Origin of the sequence: Microbacterium sp. str. 'China' (genome assembly GCF_002993305.1) — a bacterium.
Classification (GTDB): domain Bacteria; phylum Actinomycetota; class Actinomycetes; order Actinomycetales; family Microbacteriaceae; genus Microbacterium; species Microbacterium paraoxydans.
Window position 1 is genome coordinate 141,573 of sequence record NZ_CP027434.1, and the last position, 18,159, is coordinate 159,731.

Below are 18,159 nucleotides of genomic sequence, written 5' to 3' on the forward strand. Positions count from 1 at the left end.
GCCGCCCGCGGTAGAGCCAGCTCCACCATCGATGCGGGACCGTGCGGGATGGGGGCGGTCGCCCGGCCTTCCTACCGTCGAAGCATGACCTTCCTCTCCTCTCCGCCGCTCGTCGAAGCGGCTCCGGCCGAGGCCCTGCGCCTCAGCGGCCTCGTCAAGACCTACGGTTCCGGCAGCGCCCGGGTGACCGCCCTCCGCGGCATCGATCTCGCCATCGCGCGGGGTTCGTTCACCGCGATCATGGGGCCGTCCGGCTCGGGCAAGAGCACCCTGCTGCACAGTGCCGCAGGGCTCGACCGCCCGACCAGCGGCACGGTGCACCTCGGCGGCACCGAGATCTCCGCGCTCAAGCCCCGGCAGCTCACGGCCTTCCGCCGCGACCACGTGGGGTTCGTCTTCCAGGCCTACAACCTGCTTCCGGCGCTCAGCGTGGAGGACAACATCACCCTCCCGCTGCGCCTCGGACGGCAGGGCCTGGATCATCGCTGGCTGGAGACCCTGCTCGACGCGGTGGGCCTCACCGACCGCCGCCACCGCCGCCCCGCCGAGCTCTCCGGCGGACAGCAGCAGCGCGTCGCGATCGCCAGGGCGCTCATCACGCGACCGCACGTCGTGTTCGGCGACGAGCCCACCGGCCCCCTGGATTCCCGCACCGGGAAGCAGGTCCTCGATCTCCTCGCCCATACCGCGAAGGAACTGCACCAGACCGTCGTGGTCGTCACGCACGACCCGGTGGTGGCTTCGCACGCCGACCGGGTGATCTTCCTCGCCGACGGGGCGTTCGCCGGACATCTCGACGGCGGCAGCCCGCAGCAGATCACGGATCGCATGAGCACGCTGGGGGAGTGGTGATGTCCGCCTCGACCCTCGGGCTCGGGCGCATCGTCCGCGCCGACCTCCGTCACCATCGGCGCAGTCTGGCCGGGGTGTTCGTCGCCATCTTCGTCGCGAGCGCGCTCGTCACGGGGCTCGGCGTGCTCGTCGAGTCGGGCATCCGCGGCGGCCTCGCCCCGCAGCGCTACACGGCGGCCGAGGTCGTCGTCGGGGCCGTGCAGCAGGTCGACGTGCCGGAAGACCTGCCGGTACCGCTGCGCGAGCGCGCTCCCGTTCCCGCCGACGCCGCGCGGGAGATCGCCGCGCTGCCCGGAGTCGAGGCCGTGGTCGCCGACGTGACCGTCCCCCTGGCGCTCCGGGGCGGGACGACGGATGCCGTGTTCGAGGCGCACCCCTGGTCCGCGACGGCGCTCACCGGCTTCACGCTCGCAGAGGGCCGGGAACCCGCTGCCGGTGACGAGGCCGTGGTGCTCGCCGGTACCGGCCACGCCGTGGGCGACACCCTTAAGCTGGCCCACGGCGGCACCCCGGCGACCTTCATGGTCGTCGGCCTGGTGACGGCAGAGGCGCTGCCGGAGCGTGCGGTGCCGGTGTTCCTGACGGACGAGCGCATCCGCGACCTCGACCCGCACGGCGGCGCCCCGCAGGCGCTGGGCGTGTTCGTCGACGGGGACCCCGAACCGGTGGCGACCGCGATCCGCGAGGCGTTCCCGCAGCTGGTCGCCCGGACCGGAGACGCCCGCGGCGACGTGGAGTTCCTCGACTCGGCGGCGGCACGCACCCTGCTCGTCGCGATCGGCAGCGCCTTCGTGGGCACCTGCATCCTCGTCGCCCTCTTCATCGTCGCGGGGACGCTGTCGCTGTCGGTGCAGGCGCGTCGGCGCGAGTACGCGCTGCTCCGTGCCGTCGGGGCCACCTCGTCGCAGGTGCATTCCCTCATCGCCAGGGAGGTGCTCACGATCGCGGTCGTTGCCGCGCTGCTCGGGATCGCTCCGGGGTACCTGCTGTCCTCCGCGCTGCAGTCGGCGTTCGTCGCGGGCGGCGTGATCCCCGGCGACTTCGCCCTCGCGCTGAGCCCGTTCCCGGCACTGGCCGCCCTGGTGCTGGTGCTCGGTTCGGCCTGGGGTGCGGCGCGCATCGCCGCGCGGCGTCCTGCCCGCCTCGATCCCATCGAGGCGCTGCGCGAGTCGTCGACGGGTCCTGGTCCGATCGGCCTGCCCCGCGTCATCACCGGGATCGTCTTCGCCGCCGCCGGGGTCTCGATCTCCACCGTCCCTCTGACCGTCCGCGGAGACGCCGCCGTCGGTGCGTCGGCCGGTGCGGCGATCCTGCTCATCGTCGCTCTCGCGCTGCTGGGGCCGTGGCTCGTCGCCCTGTGCGTGCGCCTCGTCGGCCCCGTGCTGCGCCGCTCCTCGGCGGCTGGATTCCTCGCCGCCGCCCACACCACCGCGGGCAGCCGGCGCATGGCGGCCGCCGTCCTCCCGATCGCCCTCGGTATCGGGTTGGGTCTCGTGCAGATCGGCGGGCCGGCGATCGTCGCGGACGAGGCGGCGACCCAGGCGAGGGCCGGGGTCATCGCCGACCTGCGGGTGGCGGCCCCGGCCGGGCTCTCCCCCGACGTCGTCGGCGGGCTGCGCGGCAAGCCGGGGGTGACTGCCGCGACCGGCGTGGTCGTCAGCACCGCGGTGATCGACTCGCTCGACATCGAAGGCAAGGTCGAACGCACGGAGTACGTGCTGCAGGGTGTCGACCCGGCGACGGTGGACGGCCTGCTCGACCTGCGGGTGCGGGAAGGGCCTCTCGCCGCCCTCGACGGCGGTGCGACCGTCGCCGTCAGCGCCGATATGGCCCACACGCTCGGCCTCGACATCGGCGACCCGGTGACGGGCGCGCTCGGCGACGGCTCACCCCTGGAGGCGACCGTGGTCGGCATCTACCAACGAGGTCTCGGCTTCGGGGATCTCACCATGGCCGCCGACCACATCCGCGCGCACACCTCCGCAGGACTCGACTCGTTCGCGCTCGTGTCGGTGGACGGTTCGGGCGCGGCCGACGCCCTCGCCGCCGACGGTCTGCAGGTGGCCCCGGGGTCGGGGCAGAAGGCGAGCACGACCGGTGCCGTCTCGCAGCAGGGGTGGGTGAGCCTCATCGGCCTGCTGGTCATCCTCGGGTATATCGCGATCGCCGTCGTGAACACCCTCGTGATGGCGACGGGGGAGCGGTCCCGGGAGTTCGCCCTCCTGCAGCTCATCGGCGCCTCCCGGGGCCAGGTGCGCGCCACGATGCGCACCGAGGCGATCCTGATCGCGGGTCTCTCGATGGTCTTCGGCGTGCTGGTGGCGATCCCGCCGCTGATGGGCATGAGCTACGGCATCTCCGGGCAGCCGCTCCCGGCGATGCCGGTGCTCGGCTCCCTCGCGATCATCGGCGGCATGGGGGCGCTGGCCCTCGTCGCGCTGCGCGTCGCGACGGAGGCCGCGCTGCATCGTCGTCCGATCGAGGAGATCGGCTCCCGCGAGTAGCTCCGCGACCACCGGAGGGCGCATCGGGATCCCGGTGCGCCCTCCGGCGTGCGCCGGGGGTGAAAACGAGGGGTGAATTCCTCCGCTTCGGCCGGAGGGCTCCGCGGCGGACCGGCAGGCTGGCGGAGGCCCGGACCGAGTCCACCCTGCCCGAAAGGGTGCTCGGCGGTCGCCTGAGGGGGCGGGGGCTTCCGTGTGCGCGGATGCGTGCCGGAACGCGATGAATGGGGAGAGCAGTCATGGGATTCCGTGTTGCCCGCAAGGACCGCACGTCCGATGGCCTTCCGCCGGAGCGGCACAGCCGCTGGCGGGGCCGGACGAAGAGGCTGATCGGCGGTGCCGTGAGCACGGCGCTCGTCGCGTCGTCGATGATCGTCGTCGGCGGGGCGCTGACCGCCGCACCGGCCGCCGCGGCGGAGCCGTTCCTGTGCACGCCCGGAGCGGTGTACGTGCAGAGCGCCACCGAGGTGCGCGAGTTCGCCGTGAACGAGCAGGGCGGTGCCCCCGGCGACGGCGGCACGCTCGGCTCCATCAACCTCGGCGCGAACCACTCCAACAACGCCCTCGGGCTCTCCTCGACCGGGCGGTACGCCTACACGGTCACCAATGCCGCGGGAACCAAGACGCTGGCCAAGCACGACCGCGTCACCGACACGACCGCGCAGACGACGTTCACGCTGAACTCCTCGGTGCTGCGCGGTGCCGTGCACCCCGTGACCGGCGTCTACTACTTCGCCAGCGGCACGGTGAACGGCGCCATCAACCTCTACGCGTGGAACGAGAAGGTCACGCCGCAGGACTACGTGCAGGTCGGAACCCTCCGTCCGACCAGGGGCAGCAGCGCGTTCGGCGCCAACGGCGACATGGCCTTCAGCGCCTCCGGTCAGCTCGTGCTCGTCGCCGACAACTTCATCTACTCCTCCGACCTCCCGGCCACGCTCGAACCCAGCACCGCGACGATCGACGCCAAGCAGGTGCACGACATGGGCGCCGGCGTGCAGGGCAACGGCATCGCGTTCGGCAACCTCGGCCACATCTTCGTCTCGGTCTCCGGCGGCGGCAACCGCATCATCGAGGTCGACCTGCCCCGCGGGCAGACGGTCAACACGACCCAGCTCGGCACGTTCTCGCCGACCGACATGGCGAGCTGCACGTTCCCGAACACGCTGACGCTGAAGAAGGACCTCCCCGAGGGCCGCCACGCCGCGACCGATCAGTTCGGCCTCCGGGTGCAGTCGCCGGCCGGCTACCAGGTCGCGCAGACCGACGCCGTCACCCGCGGCGACCGCTCCGGTCTGCAGCCGGACTACGCCGGCCCCGTCTTCACGAACCAGGGGGACACCTTCCGGCTGTCCGAATCGGCGGCGGGCTCGACCGACCTCACGAGGTATGACGCCTCCCTCGTCTGCCGGCAGGTGAACGCGGACGGCTCGACCACCCCGGTGGCCGTCACTGCCGACGGACAGGTCACCCAGCCGGCCGGTCCGCTGGGCACCGACGTCACGTGCACGTACACGAACGTCCGCCTCGCGCCGGACCTCGCTCTCCGCAAGACCTCCGACCCCGCCGACGGCACAGCGGTGCAGGCCGGCCAGCGACTGACCTACACGGTGCAGGCCGAGAACACCGGCAACACCCGCCTCGACCCGGTCACCGTGACCGACGACCTGTCGGGTGTGCTCGCCAACGCCGAGTACCAGGGCGACGTGGCGACGGCGATCGACGGCGACCCGGTGTCGTCCGGCGCCGCCACCGTCACGGGCGACGACCTGGCCTGGACCGGCGCCCTCGAGCCCGGGCAGGTGCTCACGATCACCTACTCCGTCGTCGTCGACGGGGGCGTGGAGGGCGAGCGCATCGCCAACCGCGTCACCGCATCCGGCACCCCACCCGGGGGCCTGCCCCCGACGACCCCTCCGGCCGTCACCACCGAGCACCCGGTCGCCGGCTTCGAGGTCGCGAAGACCTCCGATCCCGCCGCAGGCACCGTGGTGGAGCCGGGCCAGACCATCGAGTACACCGTCACCGGCACGAACACCGGCGCGACCGTCCTCGACCCGGTGACCGTCACCGACGACCTCTCCGGCGTGCTCGCGAACGCCGCGTTCAACGACGACATCACGACCACGGTCGGCGGCACGACCGTGACCACGGGCGGTGCGACCCTGACCGGGAACGACCTCGCCTGGACCGGAACGCTCCAGCCCGGACAGACCGTGACTATCACGTACTCGGTGACCGTGGGCGACGACACCTCCGGCGAGATCCTGCGCAACAGCGTGACCGGATCGGGCACCCCGACCACCCCGAACCCGGGCGACCCGACCGGGCCGCAGGTTCCCGGTGAGCCGATCGTCCCGCCGACGGTCAGCACCGAGCACCCCGTGATCGGCTCCGGCTTCACGATCTCGAAGTCGGCCGACCCCGCCTCCGGCACGGCCGTGTCGGCGGGCGACACGATCACCTACACGATCACCGGCACCAACACGGGCGACACCGACCTCGATCCCGCGGAGATCGTCGACGACCTGTCGGGCGTGCTCGGCTCCGCCGGCTACAACGACGACGTCACGGCCGACCGCGGCTCCGTGCGGGTCGCCGACGCCACCCTCACCTGGACCGGGGCCATCCCGCGCGGGGAATCGGTCACGATCCGCTACACGGTGACGGTGGATGCGGGTGTCGAGAAGGCCCTGCTGCACAACGTCGTCACCGGATCGGCCACGCCGCAGATCCCGACCGACCCCGCCGACCCCTCCGGAGCGAAGACCCCGGGGACCCCGATCGTCCCGCCCGCGGCGGAGACGGAGCACCCCGTCGTCGACACCGGCTTCGAGGTCTCGAAGTCGGCCGACCCGGCCTCCGGCACCGCCGTCCGCGCGGGCGACACCCTCACCTACACGGTCTCGGGCGTCAACACCGGCAACACGGTCCTCGACCCCGCGACCATCGTCGACGACCTCTCGGCCGTCCTCGCGAACGCGGAGTACGGCGGCGACGCGAAGGCCTCGTCCGGATCCGTCGCGCTCTCCGGCACCACGCTCACCTGGACCGGAACGCTCGCTCCCGGCGACCGCGTCGACATCACCTACACGGTGACGGTGGACGAGGATGCGACCGGCGTGCTGCTCCGTAACACGGTGTCCGGTGAGGGCACCCCGCTGATCCCGACCGACCCGACCGACCCGGAGAGCCCGACCACGCCGGGCACCCCGGTCGAGACCCCGCCGGCGACGACGGAGCACCCCGTCGCGACGCCCGGGTTCACCGTCACCAAGACGGCCGACCCGGCGACGGGCACGCGCGTCGACCCCGGCAGCGTGATCACGTACACCGTGACCGGCCGCAACACGGGCGACACCGTCCTCGACCCGGTCGAGATCGGCGACGACCTGCGCGCGGCGCTGGCCCACGCGTCGTACAACGACGACGTGTCCGCCACCCGCGGCGACGTCCGCGTGGCCGACGGCGCCCTCTCGTGGAACGGCGTGCTGCGTCCCGGCCAGGACGTCGTGATCACCTACTCGGTGACCGTCGACGCCACCGCCGGCGGCGAGACCATCGCGAACACGGCCACCGGAGAGGCGACCCCGCTGATCCCCGCCGACCCGAGCGACCCCGAGAGTCCCACGACTCCCGGCACGCCGATCACGCCGCCGCCGTCGAGCACGGAGCACCCGGTGAACGAGCCCGGCTTCACGTTCGCCAAGACCGTCGACCCCGCCGCCGGTACCGCTGTCGACCCGGGTGACGTGCTCACCTACACGCTGACCGCGGTCAACACGGGCCAGACGGTGCTCGACCCGGTGACGATCACCGACGACCTGTCCGGTGTGCTGCCGTACGCGACGTTCAATGCGGACGCCGTGGCGAGCATCGCAGGTGCTGCTGCGGCTCCCGCGACCCTGGACGGCACCGAGCTGTCGTGGACGGGGGCGCTCGCGGTCGGCCAGACCGTGACCGTCACCTACTCCGTGACCGTGAGCGCCGACGGCGTCGGCACCGTGATCGAGAACGCGGCGTCCGCGACGGCGACCCCGCCGGGGGGATCGACGATCACCCCGCCGCCCGGTGTCACGACCAACCCGGTCAACGAGCCCGGATTCTCGGTCTCGAAGAGCGTCGACCCGGCTGCGGGCACGGCGGTCGACCCGGGCAGCGTCCTCACCTACACGGTGACCGGTGTGAACACGGGCGAGACGGCTCTCGACCCCGTCACCATCGCCGACGACCTCTCCGGTGTCCTGGCGCACGCGGAGTACAACGACGACGCGACCGCGACGATCGGCGGCACGGCGACGACCGCGCCGACGGTGGCCGAGGACCGCCTGTCCTGGACGGGTGCGCTGCAGGTCGGCGAGAGCGTCACGATCACGTACTCGGTGACCGTGCGCGCGGATGCCGGCGGCGCCGTCCTCGAGAACTCGGCCTCCGGCTCGGCGACCCCGCCGGGTGGGGTGCCGCCGATCGAGACGCCGCCGGCGACGACCGAGAACCCCGTCAACGAGCCCGGCTTCGAGCTGCGCAAGTTCGCCGATCCCGCCTCCGGCACCCGGGTCGACCCAGGCAGCGTCGTCACCTACACGGTGACCGGCGTGAACACGGGGGAGACGGCGCTGGCTCCGGTCCGCATCGTCGACGACCTGTCGGCCGTGCTCGCCCACGCCGCCTACAACGGCGACGCGACGGCGACCCTGAGCGACGGCACCACGTCTGCTCCCGTCGTCGCGGGCGACGAGCTCACCTGGGTCGGCGACCTCGCGGTCGGCCAGCGCGTCACGATCACCTACTCGGTGACCGTGCACGGCGACGCCGGCGGTGCGATCATCGCGAACACCGTCGAGGGCACGGCCACGCCTCCCGGCGGCGCCGAGCTGACCCCGCCGCCGGTGACGACGGAGAACCCCGTCGGCACCCCGGGCTTCACGTTCGTCAAGTCGTCCGACCCCGCATCCGGCTCCGCCGTCGCGACGGGCAGCGTCGTGACGTACACGCTCACCGGCACCAACACCGGCGAGACGGGTCTGGACGAGGTCGTCGTCACGGACGACCTGACCGGAGTGCTGCGGCATGCCGACCTCCGCGGCACGGCGACCGCCACGGTGGGTGACCGTGTGGTGGCCGCGCCGAAGATCGACGGCACGACGCTGCGCTGGACCGGCAGCCTCGCCGAGGGAGAGCGCGTCGTGATCACCTACACGGTGACCGTGCACGCCGACGCGGCGGGGGCGACGCTGCGGAACGTGGCCACCGCCTCGGCCACGCCTCCCGGCGGGGAGACGATCACCCCGCCGACGAGCACGACCGAGAACCGGGTGCTGACGCCGCTCGCCCTCACCGGCGGACAGCTGGCGCCGTGGATCCTCGGCCTCGCGATCGCCCTGCTGATCGGCGGCGCGGTGCTGCTGGTGGTGCGACGTCGCCGCATGCGGAGCTGACGGTTCCGAAGAAGGAGGCCCCGCCCGTCGTGTCCGACGGGCGGGGCTTTCGTCATCCCGGGAGGAGTCCGTGCCGGGCGGCCTGTTCGAGCGCCTCCGTGCGGTTGGCCGCGTCGAGCTTGCGGTAGATACTGCGGAGCTGCGTCTTCAGGGTGTTCGGCGAGACCCGCAGCTCCGCGGCGATCTCGGGCAGCGGTGCCCCGGTCGTGAGCGCGTGCAGCACCACCTGCTCTCGCGAGGAGAGCTTCGGGCGCGCCGCGAACGACGGCAACGCCGAGCGGGTGGGCAGCGGCGGGTCGCCGACCGGAGCCAGGTCGGCCCGGACGGCGGCGAAGTCCTCGGCGCCGAGCAGGGCCAGCGGAGTGCGCAGGTCCCGATCGGCGAGCTGGGCGTGCAGCGCCTCGGTCACAGCCTGCGCAGCGGCGGGGCTGACGCGGTGGAGCGCCGCACTGTGCACCGCGGCGGCCTCGGCGCGCTCGCGGGAGGTCGTCGGTTCGAGGCGCGTCGTGGCGAGCAGTCGCACCGCGTCCGGAGCGCGACCGTCGATCAGGGCGATCCTGGCCCGTTCCAGGAGGGTGCCGAACCGGTCCGTCCCGGCGTCGCGCTGCTTGACGCTGCGCGCGGCGCGGACGTCGCCGAGGGCGAGGTGCAGCAGGATCCGGGGGCGACTCAATGCCTGGCGTGCCGACGCCGCTCCGGCCTCGCGCCCGCGCATCCTCCCGAACGACTCCAGACGCTCCAGTCCGGCGGCGGCGTCGCCGTCGTGCAGTGCGATCCAGGCTTCCACGGTCGCCATCGTCGTCCAGTGCTCGCTCGTCGCCCGGTGCGGCTCGAAGGCGCGCACGTGCTGCTTGGCCGTGGCGAGGTCGCCCTCTTCCACGGCGAGCATCGCTTCCGCGACGCGGTAGAACGTGCCGCGGTACCCGTCCAGCAGGGCGGGGTCCCACGAGCCGTCCCGGATGATCTCGACGTAGTGCCGCGCCTCCGGGAGGTCGCCGTTGAGGGCGTGGATCCCGCTGAGCAGGCTCACGGCGTGGAAGGCGTTGCCTGTGCCCTGGGATGCGGCGAGGGCGGCGGCCTCGTCGAAGAGGGGGAGGGCCCGATCGCGGCGACCGCCGTAGTACAGCGAGATCCCGAGGTGCGTACACAGCAGCGGCATCTCGATCGCGTACTGCTGCCACTGCGACTCCGAGGTCTCCGTGTACAGCGCGAGCGCGCGGGCCGCGACCTGCCCGGCCCGCTCGGGCATCCCGACCACCCGCAGCGCCGCGCTCTCCGCGGTCCAGATGAACAGGCGCTCCGTCGGCGAGAGGGCGCTCCGCCGGGCGTTCGCGGCGGAGATCGCCATCCGCAGCAGCTGCAGGCCGCGCACCCGGCGGAGTCGGTTGGCGTTGAGGCAGATGCCCAGCAGCATCGCCACCAGCGGCTCCTGCTTGAGCCGCGCGAGGGGCAGGTCGCCCAGCAGCGCCACGACCCGGCGGCCGTCGTGATCCAGAAGGTGGCTCCAGCCCGACATGATGACGTGGGCGGCGAGGTGGAGGTCGTCCTCCTCCATCGCCAGGCGGAGCCCCTCGAAGGGGGCGTCGCGCCGCAGCGCACCCTCGATCGCGAGGCGCCGGAGCAGGCGGATCTCGGCCGGGAAGCGCTCCAGGAGGTCGCGGCGCAGAAGTGCGCGAGCCGGCGCGGCGATCGTGAAGGTCCGGCGCCCGGATTCCGTCGACCACCGCCCGAAGCCGAACGCCTCGGCCTCATCGAGGGCGGCGCCGATGTCGGGATCACTGCTGAGGGCCTGGGCCAACGGGAGATCGACGGTGTCCGTGATGCTGATCCGGATCAGGCCTTCGAGGACGCCGGCGCCGAACGTGCCCTCCTCCATGCGGCTGCGGAGGTAGTCGTCGACCGCCGCGGTCGCGACCTCCACGATCGTCGCGCCGTCGGGGACACGGCCGCGGAGGGCGACGGCGCGGATGACCGCCGCGAACCCCTCGGTCGCCTCCCGCACGGCGACGGCGGTGTCCCCGTCGACGCCGAGAGCGCGGCGGATCTCGTCCGTGTCGAACGCGAGGTCCTCCGGAGAGATCAGCGCGGTGTCGATCACCAGGCCGATGCCTTCGCTGTCGAACGGGCTGGGGCGGTTCGTGGCGACGATCAGGCGGACGTGCGGCGGGACGGCGACCGTGCGGCACAGGTCGAAGACCGCATCCCGGTCGAGCGCGGCGGCGTCGTCGAGCACGAGGATGAGAGGCTCCTGGTGATCGCACAGGTACTGGGCGACGGCCGGCCACCCCTCCCCGGTGTCCGAGGCACGATGGCCGCCGCCGACGACCTCCCCCGCGCCGCGCAGCACCCGCAGCAGGGCGGCGGCGAGGGCCGCGCTCGTCGCCAGCGCGGGCGTGGCCGTGAGCCATACGACGCGGTCGGGGGAGGTGAAGGCCCAGCCCACCAGGGCGGTGGTCTTCCCGGAGCCCGCGGCTCCGCGCAGCAGTGTGAGCGGAGCTCCGTCGTCCAGCGCGGCGTTCACCCGCGGACGTCCGATGACGTGCGCGGAAACCCGCGGCAACCTCTTGTCCCCTTGCGCGCCGAAAGCCGGCATCGTCCCTCCCCAGGTACGCATCCCCACCCCTACGATATCCAACCCGCCCACGGTTCTAGGCTCGGAGGGGTGAGTGGTCCGACAGCCCCCGTGTCCTCCCGCCGCGTGCCGACCAGCGCCCTCCTCGTGAGCGCCGCGCTCGGCGCGGTCCAGGCCCTCGTCTTCCTGGCCGTCGTGCCGATCACGAGCGTGCTCGCCGCCGCCTCCCCTCCCGCGTATGCCCTGGTCGCGGCCGTGCACACCGCACTGCCCTTCCTCGCGCGCGTCGTCACCCGCGTGCCGGGGATGGCGACGCTGGCCGCCTTCGTGACCGGTGTGCTGACGGTCGCGGTGTCGCCCATCGGGCTGCTCGGCGTAGTTCCGCTCGTCCTCGGCGGCGTGGTCCTCGACCTGGCGCTGCCGTTCCGGCGCGACGCCCCCGTCCGCCCGGCCCGTGTCCTGCTCGCCGGCGCCGTGACCGGTGCGGTGCTCTTCGTCGTCGCCCTCCCCGTCTTCTCCCCGGAGCACCTCGTTCCGCCGGTGCTCATCGGCACGCTGCTGGGGCGGGTGGTCGGCGAGCTCGCGGTGGCCGGTGTCGTCCTCGCCGTCCGCCGGCTGCTGCGGCGCGCCGGCGTCGCCCGCTGAGCCGGCATGCCGGTCGACATACCCCCACCGGGTACCATGGACACATGGTCGGTCGTCGCGCGTTCCAGGGAGCGATGCTCGCCGTCCTCCTCGTTGGCGGCGTCCTCCTCGGCCTTTTCGGCATGCACGCCCTCGACACCCACGGCACCCCGGGGGCGCACGCCGTCGCGGGGCACGCGGCCCCCGCGCACCCCGCAGCGTCGGCAGCGCACGAGGCGGGCGGAGCGGACGAGGCCGTCGTCCCGGGTGATCCTGTGCACGATGGCGGGGCGGCCTGCGTCCTCGCCCTGCTCGGCGGGCTCCTCCTGCTGCTGCGCCCCTCTCGCGCTCTCCTGACCGGACCCCTGCTCCGCGCTTTCCGCTCGCCCGTGGAGCCGGCCGCCGCCCCGCTTCGTCCTCCCTCACTCCACATCCTCTGCATCAGTCGGACCTGATCGGCGCCGATGCGCCCGGGCGCCGCGACCGCGGACGCCCTTCCGACAGACAGAGATGAGAGAGAAATGACCAATCGAACCACTGCCGCCGCCGTCCTCGTGCTGGCCGGGACCCTCGCCCTCGCCGGGTGCGCCTCGACCGCACCTGCCGGGCCGGCCGACCACTCCGGTATGGATCACACCACCTCGGACGCCCCGCTGACCGGAGCGAACGAGGCCGACGCGATGTTCGCGTCGATGATGGTCGTCCACCACGAGCAGGCCGTCGAGATGTCCGACATCGTGCTCGCGAAGGATGACGTCGATCCGCGGGTCGCCGACCTCGCCGAGCGGATCAAGGCCGCTCAGGGGCCCGAGATCGAGCAGTTGCAGGGCTGGCTCGACGACTGGGGTGCCGAGGCGGGCGACCCCGCCGACATGGATCACGGCGACGGCATGATGAGCGACGACGACCTCGCCGCGCTCGAGGCCGCCGCGGGCCCGGAGGCGTCCCGACTGTTCCTGGAGCAGATGATCGCGCATCACGAGGGCGCGGTCGAGATGGCCGAGGCGGAGGTCGCGGACGGCGAGAACGCCGACGCGGTCGCCCTCGCGCAGGACATCGTCGACGCGCAGACCGCCGAGATCGCGGAGATGAAGGAGATCCTCGCCACGCTCTGATCGGCGCCGGCCCCGCGTCGCGCAGGCGACGCGGGGCCCGTCGCCCGTGCGCGATCTGTCCATTCCGCGCTGTTCTGTACATTTCGCACTATCATGTACCCATGAGCGAGATCGCGATCACGGAGGCCAGGGCGCGGCTGGCGTCCATCATCGACGAGGCGCGTGAAGAGCCCGTCTACCTCACCCGACGAAACGTCCCGGTGGCCGCTGTCGTCGATGCCAGCCTGCTGGAGCGACTCCTCGAAGATGCGGAGGAACTGGCCGACATCCGCGCGGTCGATGCCGCCTGGGACGAGACCGCGCGGCTCCACGAGACGCCGATCCCCTGGGAAGAGGTGAAGCGGGACCTCGGGCTCGTGCCGTGACCTACGACGTCCAGGTCCTGCCGGTCGCCGTGCGGGCGATCCGCAAGCTCCCTCCCGAGGGGAGGCGACGTATCGAGGCCGTCATCGAGCTCCTCTCCGAAGACCCGCGGCCCCCCGCGGCCCGCAAGCTCACCGGCCGACCGGAGTGGCGGGTGCGGACGGGCGACTACCGGGTGCTCTACCGGATCGAGGACGGGATCCTGACGATCGTCGTCGTGCATGCCGGCCACCGTCGCGAGGTGTACCGCTAGCCGTCGCGGCGGCGCAGGCGGCGCAGCGGAGCAGAGAGGCGGTGCCAGAGGGTCGGCGCGGGCTCCTCGTCCTCGGTGGGAGGCGGGGCGACGGCGAACTGGACGAACTCCTCCGCGCCATGGTGCACGACGCGATAGAGCGCCGTGCCGATGAGCACGCCGAGCGCGATCGACATGACCGACACCAGGGCCGCGGTGAAGTCGGCGAGGCCGTTGTCGGTCGCCACCGCCTCGGTGAGCCCCACGAGCCCGGCGGCGCCGGGCACCAGCAGCCAGAACGCCGGGAGGAACGTGAGCTGCGAGGGGGCTCCGTGACGCAGCCCGGCGATCCAGAACACCACCGGGGTGACGGCGACCGCACCGACGAACCCGCCCACTGCCGGGTCGATGAACTCCGTTCCCGCCCACTGGCCGAGGTACGCGACGACCAGGGCGAGCAGCACCCACCCGAACGTGGACGGCGGGGAGGAGAAGTGCAGGTAGTTGCCGAGTGCGAACACGAGGATGCCGAGCAGCGGCACCCACCAGGGCAGATACGACGAGGAGGCGTCGAGGGCCTCGTACGAATCGCTCGAGACGCCCACCACGGCACCGGCGGCGAGGATGCCGAAGGCGAGGAGCGCGAGCTGCACGAAGCCGTAGATGAGGCGGGATGCACCGGAGATCATCTGCCCGGCCGCGAGCTCGACCGTCGCCGTGGTCAGCACACCACCGGGGAGGAAGGTGACCAGCGGGGCGATCAACAGCCGGATCGGGTCGCCGATCTCGATGACCTCCGCGAGGAGGAACACCGCAGCCGCGCACACGAAGGCCGCGGCGATGGGCATGACGAGCTGCAGAGTGGGGGAGCGCACGAGTTTGAGCAGGCCGATCCCGAATCCGAGCACGAAGGCGACGAGGGCGCCCTGCCAGGTCGGTGCGAGCAGGAGCGCCAGGCCGGTCGTGAGGATGGCGTGGCCGAGCGTCCGGGTGAACCAGCCGAGGCGCGGACGCATCGCCCCGATCTCGTTGAGCCGCCGGATGCCGTCCAGCGGGTCCACGTCGCCGGTCTTCGCCTGCGCGATGAGGTCGTACAGCGCGGCGATCTGATCGAAGCGGAACGAGGCGTTCGTGGCCGAGCGGAACGCGACCCGCTGCTCCTCCGCGTCCCCCGTCTCCACGATGATGATGGTGGGCAGGACGACGAAGTCGGCGCCGTCTCCGCCCGACGCCGTGGCGACCTCGGCGGTCGTGTCCCGGATGCGGTCGACGGACTCCGCCGACGCGTTCATCCCCTGCGCCAACCCCAGCAGGAACTGCCGCAGCGCCGAACGGTCGACGACGTCGGTCATGTCACCAGAACAGGAACGACAGCGCCACCCCGACGATGATGGCCGTGCCGACGTAGACGAGGTTCGGCAGCTGGAACGAGTGGTCGAGGACGAACTTGCCCATCTTCGTCGTCCCGGTCTGGTCGAACGCGACCGTGGCCACCTGGCTGCCGTTGGCGGGCAGCGTGTAGATGCCCATCGCCGCCGGCCACAGCCCCACCAGCAGAGAGGCGGGCAGCCCGATCGTGATGCCGATCGGGACGATCGCGTTCGTGGCGCTCGATTGGCTGGTCGTGAGCATGGCGACCGCGAACAGCGCCAGCGCGAACAGCAGGGCACCGAGGAAGGCGGACGAGCCGGAGACGACCGAGCCCAGCCCGTCGACGATGAGGGTCTGGTTCGCGGCGACGAACGTGTTCGCGAGCCAGGCGATGCCGAACAGGGCGATGGCGCCGACGATGCCCGCGGGGAAGGTGGACTGCTTCGGCACGTCGGCGGCCTTCACCTTGCAGAACACGAAGATCAGTGCGGCGATGATGCCCATGACGACCTCGATGATCACGGTGACGCTCAGGCGCAGCGGATCGCCGTCGTCGTCGGTGCCGATGACCGGACGGAGGTTCTCGAACAGGCCGAAGAACACGATCACCGCGACACCGGCGAGGAACAGCGAGGCCGACAGTACGGCGGTCGCCGGGAGCTTGTTCTCGTGCGCGTCGACCACGGGCGGCTTGATCTGTCCCTCCGCCAGGCGCCTCTGGTACTCCGGGTCGTCCTCGAGGTCCTTGCCGTGGCGCATCATGACCAGCGCGGCCACGAGCAGGCCCGCGATGGAGGCCGGCCACATGATGAGGAGCAGGCCGCCGAGGTCGACGCCCTGCGGCGCGAGCAGCACGACCATCGATGCGGTGGCGGCGGAGACCGGAGAGCAGAGGATGCCGACCTGCGAGGCGACGGCCGAGACCGACAGCGCCCGCTCCGGTCGGATCTTCTGCTGGTAGGAGACGTCGTAGATCACCGGCAGCAGCGGGTAGAAGATGTTGCCGGTGCCCGCGCCGACCGTGAAGAGGAACGACATCGCCGGTGCGAGGAAGACGACGGACTTCGGCCGTTTGCGGATGACCTTGGCGGCCACCGACACCATCCAGTCGATGCCGCCAGCGGCCTGCATGGTCGAGGCCGCGGTGATGACCGTGATGACGATGAACACGGCATCGACCGGGGCGTTGCCGGGGGCCTCCCCGAACACGAACACGAGCACCGCGACGCCGACGAGGCCCCACACGCCCAGGCCGATCCCGCTCGTGCGGGTGCCCATGAAGATCGCCAGGACGACGACGATGAGCTCCGCGACGAGGATCCAGACGCTGTCGTTCACGACGAGGGCCCCTTCACGATCGGCGCGGATCCGGCGAGGACCTGCACGGGCAGCTCGGTCTCGACGATCTTCCCGTCGACCGCCTGGACCTTCAGCGCCAGAGGGTTCTCGACCGGGCTGACCGCGGTGATGAACTCGCCGTTCTCGAAGTGGAGCGACTGCAGATTGCCCACCGCGTACCCGGTCGACAGCTCGCCGCTGAGGAGCGAGGCGTGGAAGAGGGGCCGGCGCTGGTCCTCGGCGTCGTAATGCGGACAGAAGCTGCCGTGCAGGAACCCGAGGCCCTCGGGGAGCACCTGCAGCGTGGGGCCGTAGCTGTCGGTCGTGCCGCCCTCGAACCAGCAGATGCCGCCTGCGCTGCCTCCGGTGAACACGACGTTCGAAGAGGGGTCCTCCCACATCTCGCGCATGACCACGTCGAGCCCCTGACGCTTCCAGACGTCGAGCATGTTGGCGGTGTTCCCCCCGCCGACGTGGATGACGTCGAAGCCCTTCACGAAGCCGGCGAGGTCGTCGACCGCGCGGTGGAACAGCGGCAGATGATGGGGCGCGCATCTGTCGGAGTCGTACGTGGAGTAGAAGCTCACGATGTAGGCGGTGTCGTCGCCGGTCGCGGTCCCGACGAAGAGGACCCGGGGACGCTCCTTGCCGGTGAGCTTCAGGATGTACTCGTGCGTCGGATCGTTCCGACGTTCCATCATGGCCTTGCCGGCCCCGGTTGCGACGACGTGCGACATGCCCCCACCTCACTGTCGGATGTGAATGCGCTCAACCTAGCGTCGCGCCGTCACCGCCGTCCAGAGCGGTCACCCTGGCCGGGTGAATCCGGGCCACTCAGCCGAAGACGCGGGCCGTGCCCACCATGCCTTCGAGGAGGGCGGTCGTGCGGGCGCGGGGGCCCTCCGGCGCGATGCCGAGCACGCGGGCGAGCTCGAGGGCGAGGGCGGCGTGGCCGACCGCGCTGGGGTGGAACGGATCGTTCATGAGGCCCCACGGCACGCCGCCGTTCCCCAGCTCCGCGAAGTGCGCGTGCTGGTCGACGAGGATCACGTCCTCCGCGGAAGCGACCCGGCGGACGGCCTCGGCGAAGTCGGCGATCCGCGCCCGCTCCGGAGCATTGCGGACGTCGATGGCGGGCGGCGTCTGGAGCACCGGGATGGCGCCGAGCCCGCGTACCCGGCGCACGAAGTCGTGCAGAGACGCGGCGTAGTCCTCCGGCGAGATGACCGGTCGTGGTCCGCCGTCGGAGGCGTCGTTGGTGCCGACCATGAGGGTCACGACATCCGGCTGCCAGCCCGCGACCCGACGCTCCCAGTCGTCGAGGATGTCGACGATCCGGTTGCCGCTGATCGCGGTGTTGAGGACGATGTCGCGGACGCGCTCGAGCTCGCCCCTGACCAGCTCGTGGAGGTGCTCCGGGTAGCTGCGCCCACCCTGGGTGTGAACCAGGCCGTGGGTGATCGAGTCGCCGGTGATGATCCAGTTCAACGGTGCGGGGTCGCGGAGGGCGGCGGCGAGGCGGCCCAGGTCGGCGGAGGCGGTGGCGGGGGAGGCGGAGGGGGCGATCGGCACGCCTCAGAGCTTATCCGTCGCCCGCGACCTGCTTCCTGACGGGGTGGCGTAATGCCCCGGCATCGTTCCCGTCCTGTTTCCCGAGGGGCGAGGCTGGGCATGTGAGCGCGGACGGGATCCGCGGCCCAGGACATCGTCGAATCCCCAACCCGACGATGTGGAGAAATCGAGTCCCTCG

13 protein-coding genes are annotated in these 18,159 nt (G+C 72.1%); 8 read left to right on the top strand and 5 right to left on the bottom strand.

The features are described 5' to 3' along the window. The first annotated feature begins 84 nt into the window (after positions 1 to 84). From C6C15_RS00675 to C6C15_RS00685, 3 genes are all read left to right on the top strand, one after another. Entirely contained in the window at positions 85 to 852 is a 768-nt protein-coding gene (locus tag C6C15_RS00675) for an ABC transporter ATP-binding protein (protein ID WP_105949016.1), read from the top strand. After that, a complete protein-coding gene (locus C6C15_RS00680) occupies positions 852 to 3,356 on the top strand; it encodes an ABC transporter permease (protein WP_158698489.1) in 2,505 nt (834 codons plus the stop codon). Before C6C15_RS00675 ends, C6C15_RS00680 begins: the two co-directional genes overlap by 1 nt. A gap of 239 nt (positions 3,357 to 3,595) precedes the next feature. Next, entirely contained in the window at positions 3,596 to 8,794 is a 5,199-nt protein-coding gene (locus C6C15_RS00685; protein ID WP_105949018.1) for a DUF7927 domain-containing protein, read from the top strand. A gap of 52 nt (positions 8,795 to 8,846) precedes the next feature. Here C6C15_RS00685 and C6C15_RS00690 read toward each other — a convergent pair whose 3' ends face one another. After that, entirely contained in the window at positions 8,847 to 11,408 is a 2,562-nt protein-coding gene (locus C6C15_RS00690) for a LuxR C-terminal-related transcriptional regulator (protein ID WP_234024193.1), read from the bottom strand. 48 nt (positions 11,409 to 11,456) lie between these two features. Here C6C15_RS00690 and C6C15_RS00695 point away from each other — a divergent pair, with 48 nt between their 5' ends. From C6C15_RS00695 to C6C15_RS00715, 5 genes are all read left to right on the top strand, one after another. Further along, positions 11,457 to 12,011 (top strand): ECF transporter S component, encoded by a 555-nt coding sequence (locus tag C6C15_RS00695; RefSeq protein WP_158698490.1) that lies wholly within the window; start codon positions 11,457 to 11,459, stop codon positions 12,009 to 12,011. A 44-nt stretch (positions 12,012 to 12,055) separates the two neighbouring features. Then, positions 12,056 to 12,445 carry a DUF6153 family protein gene (locus tag C6C15_RS00700; RefSeq protein ID WP_105949020.1) on the top strand — a complete coding sequence of 130 codons (390 nt, stop codon included), beginning with the start codon at positions 12,056 to 12,058 and terminating at the stop codon, positions 12,443 to 12,445. A gap of 66 nt (positions 12,446 to 12,511) precedes the next feature. Further along, positions 12,512 to 13,105: a DUF305 domain-containing protein gene (locus C6C15_RS00705; RefSeq protein WP_105949021.1), complete on the top strand. Its 594-nt coding sequence runs from the start codon at positions 12,512 to 12,514 to the stop codon at positions 13,103 to 13,105. Positions 13,106 to 13,206: 101 nt separating this feature from the next. Beyond that, positions 13,207 to 13,470: a type II toxin-antitoxin system Phd/YefM family antitoxin gene (locus C6C15_RS00710; RefSeq protein ID WP_060923245.1), complete on the top strand. Its 264-nt coding sequence runs from the start codon at positions 13,207 to 13,209 to the stop codon at positions 13,468 to 13,470. Beyond that, positions 13,467 to 13,721, top strand: coding sequence for a type II toxin-antitoxin system RelE family toxin (locus C6C15_RS00715; RefSeq protein WP_060923246.1), 255 nt, complete (start codon positions 13,467 to 13,469; stop codon positions 13,719 to 13,721). The genes C6C15_RS00710 and C6C15_RS00715 overlap by 4 nt, the downstream gene beginning before the upstream one ends. On the opposite strand, the gene C6C15_RS00720 is transcribed toward C6C15_RS00715, so the two are convergent. From C6C15_RS00720 to C6C15_RS00735, 4 genes are all read right to left on the bottom strand, one after another. After that, positions 13,718 to 15,052 carry a threonine/serine ThrE exporter family protein gene (locus C6C15_RS00720; protein ID WP_105949022.1) on the bottom strand — a complete coding sequence of 445 codons (1,335 nt, stop codon included), beginning with the start codon at positions 15,050 to 15,052 and terminating at the stop codon, positions 13,718 to 13,720. The genes C6C15_RS00715 and C6C15_RS00720 overlap by 4 nt on opposite strands. A 1-nt stretch (position 15,053) precedes the next feature. Beyond that, positions 15,054 to 16,409, bottom strand: a complete 1,356-nt coding sequence (locus C6C15_RS00725; RefSeq protein WP_105949023.1) for an anaerobic C4-dicarboxylate transporter family protein — start codon at positions 16,407 to 16,409, stop codon at positions 15,054 to 15,056. Beyond that, positions 16,406 to 17,146, bottom strand: a complete 741-nt coding sequence (locus tag C6C15_RS00730; protein ID WP_105949024.1) for a peptidase E — start codon at positions 17,144 to 17,146, stop codon at positions 16,406 to 16,408. The genes C6C15_RS00725 and C6C15_RS00730 overlap by 4 nt, the downstream gene beginning before the upstream one ends. 97 nt (positions 17,147 to 17,243) lie before the next feature. Continuing rightward, the gene (locus C6C15_RS00735) at positions 17,244 to 17,981 is read right to left on the bottom strand and encodes an SGNH/GDSL hydrolase family protein (RefSeq protein WP_231919555.1); all 738 of its coding nucleotides are present in this window, start codon (positions 17,979 to 17,981) and stop codon (positions 17,244 to 17,246) included. Positions 17,982 to 18,159: the final 178 nt, after the last annotated feature.

Excerpts from the sequence above, each read along its gene's own strand:
- C6C15_RS00675 (WP_105949016.1), top strand. The coding sequence starts at position 85 with ATGACCTTCCTCTCCTCTCCGCCGCTCGTCGAAGCGGCTCCGGCCGAG.
- C6C15_RS00680 (WP_158698489.1), top strand. The coding sequence starts at position 852 with ATGTCCGCCTCGACCCTCGGGCTCGGGCGCATCGTCCGCGCCGACCTC.
- C6C15_RS00685 (WP_105949018.1), top strand. The coding sequence starts at position 3,596 with ATGGGATTCCGTGTTGCCCGCAAGGACCGCACGTCCGATGGCCTTCCG.
- C6C15_RS00690 (WP_234024193.1), bottom strand. The coding sequence starts at position 11,408 with ATGCGTACCTGGGGAGGGACGATGCCGGCTTTCGGCGCGCAAGGGGAC.
- C6C15_RS00700 (WP_105949020.1), top strand. The coding sequence starts at position 12,056 with ATGGTCGGTCGTCGCGCGTTCCAGGGAGCGATGCTCGCCGTCCTCCTC.
- C6C15_RS00705 (WP_105949021.1), top strand. The coding sequence starts at position 12,512 with ATGACCAATCGAACCACTGCCGCCGCCGTCCTCGTGCTGGCCGGGACC.
- C6C15_RS00710 (WP_060923245.1), top strand. The coding sequence starts at position 13,207 with ATGAGCGAGATCGCGATCACGGAGGCCAGGGCGCGGCTGGCGTCCATC.
- C6C15_RS00720 (WP_105949022.1), bottom strand. The coding sequence starts at position 15,052 with ATGACCGACGTCGTCGACCGTTCGGCGCTGCGGCAGTTCCTGCTGGGG.
- C6C15_RS00730 (WP_105949024.1), bottom strand. The coding sequence starts at position 17,146 with ATGTCGCACGTCGTCGCAACCGGGGCCGGCAAGGCCATGATGGAACGT.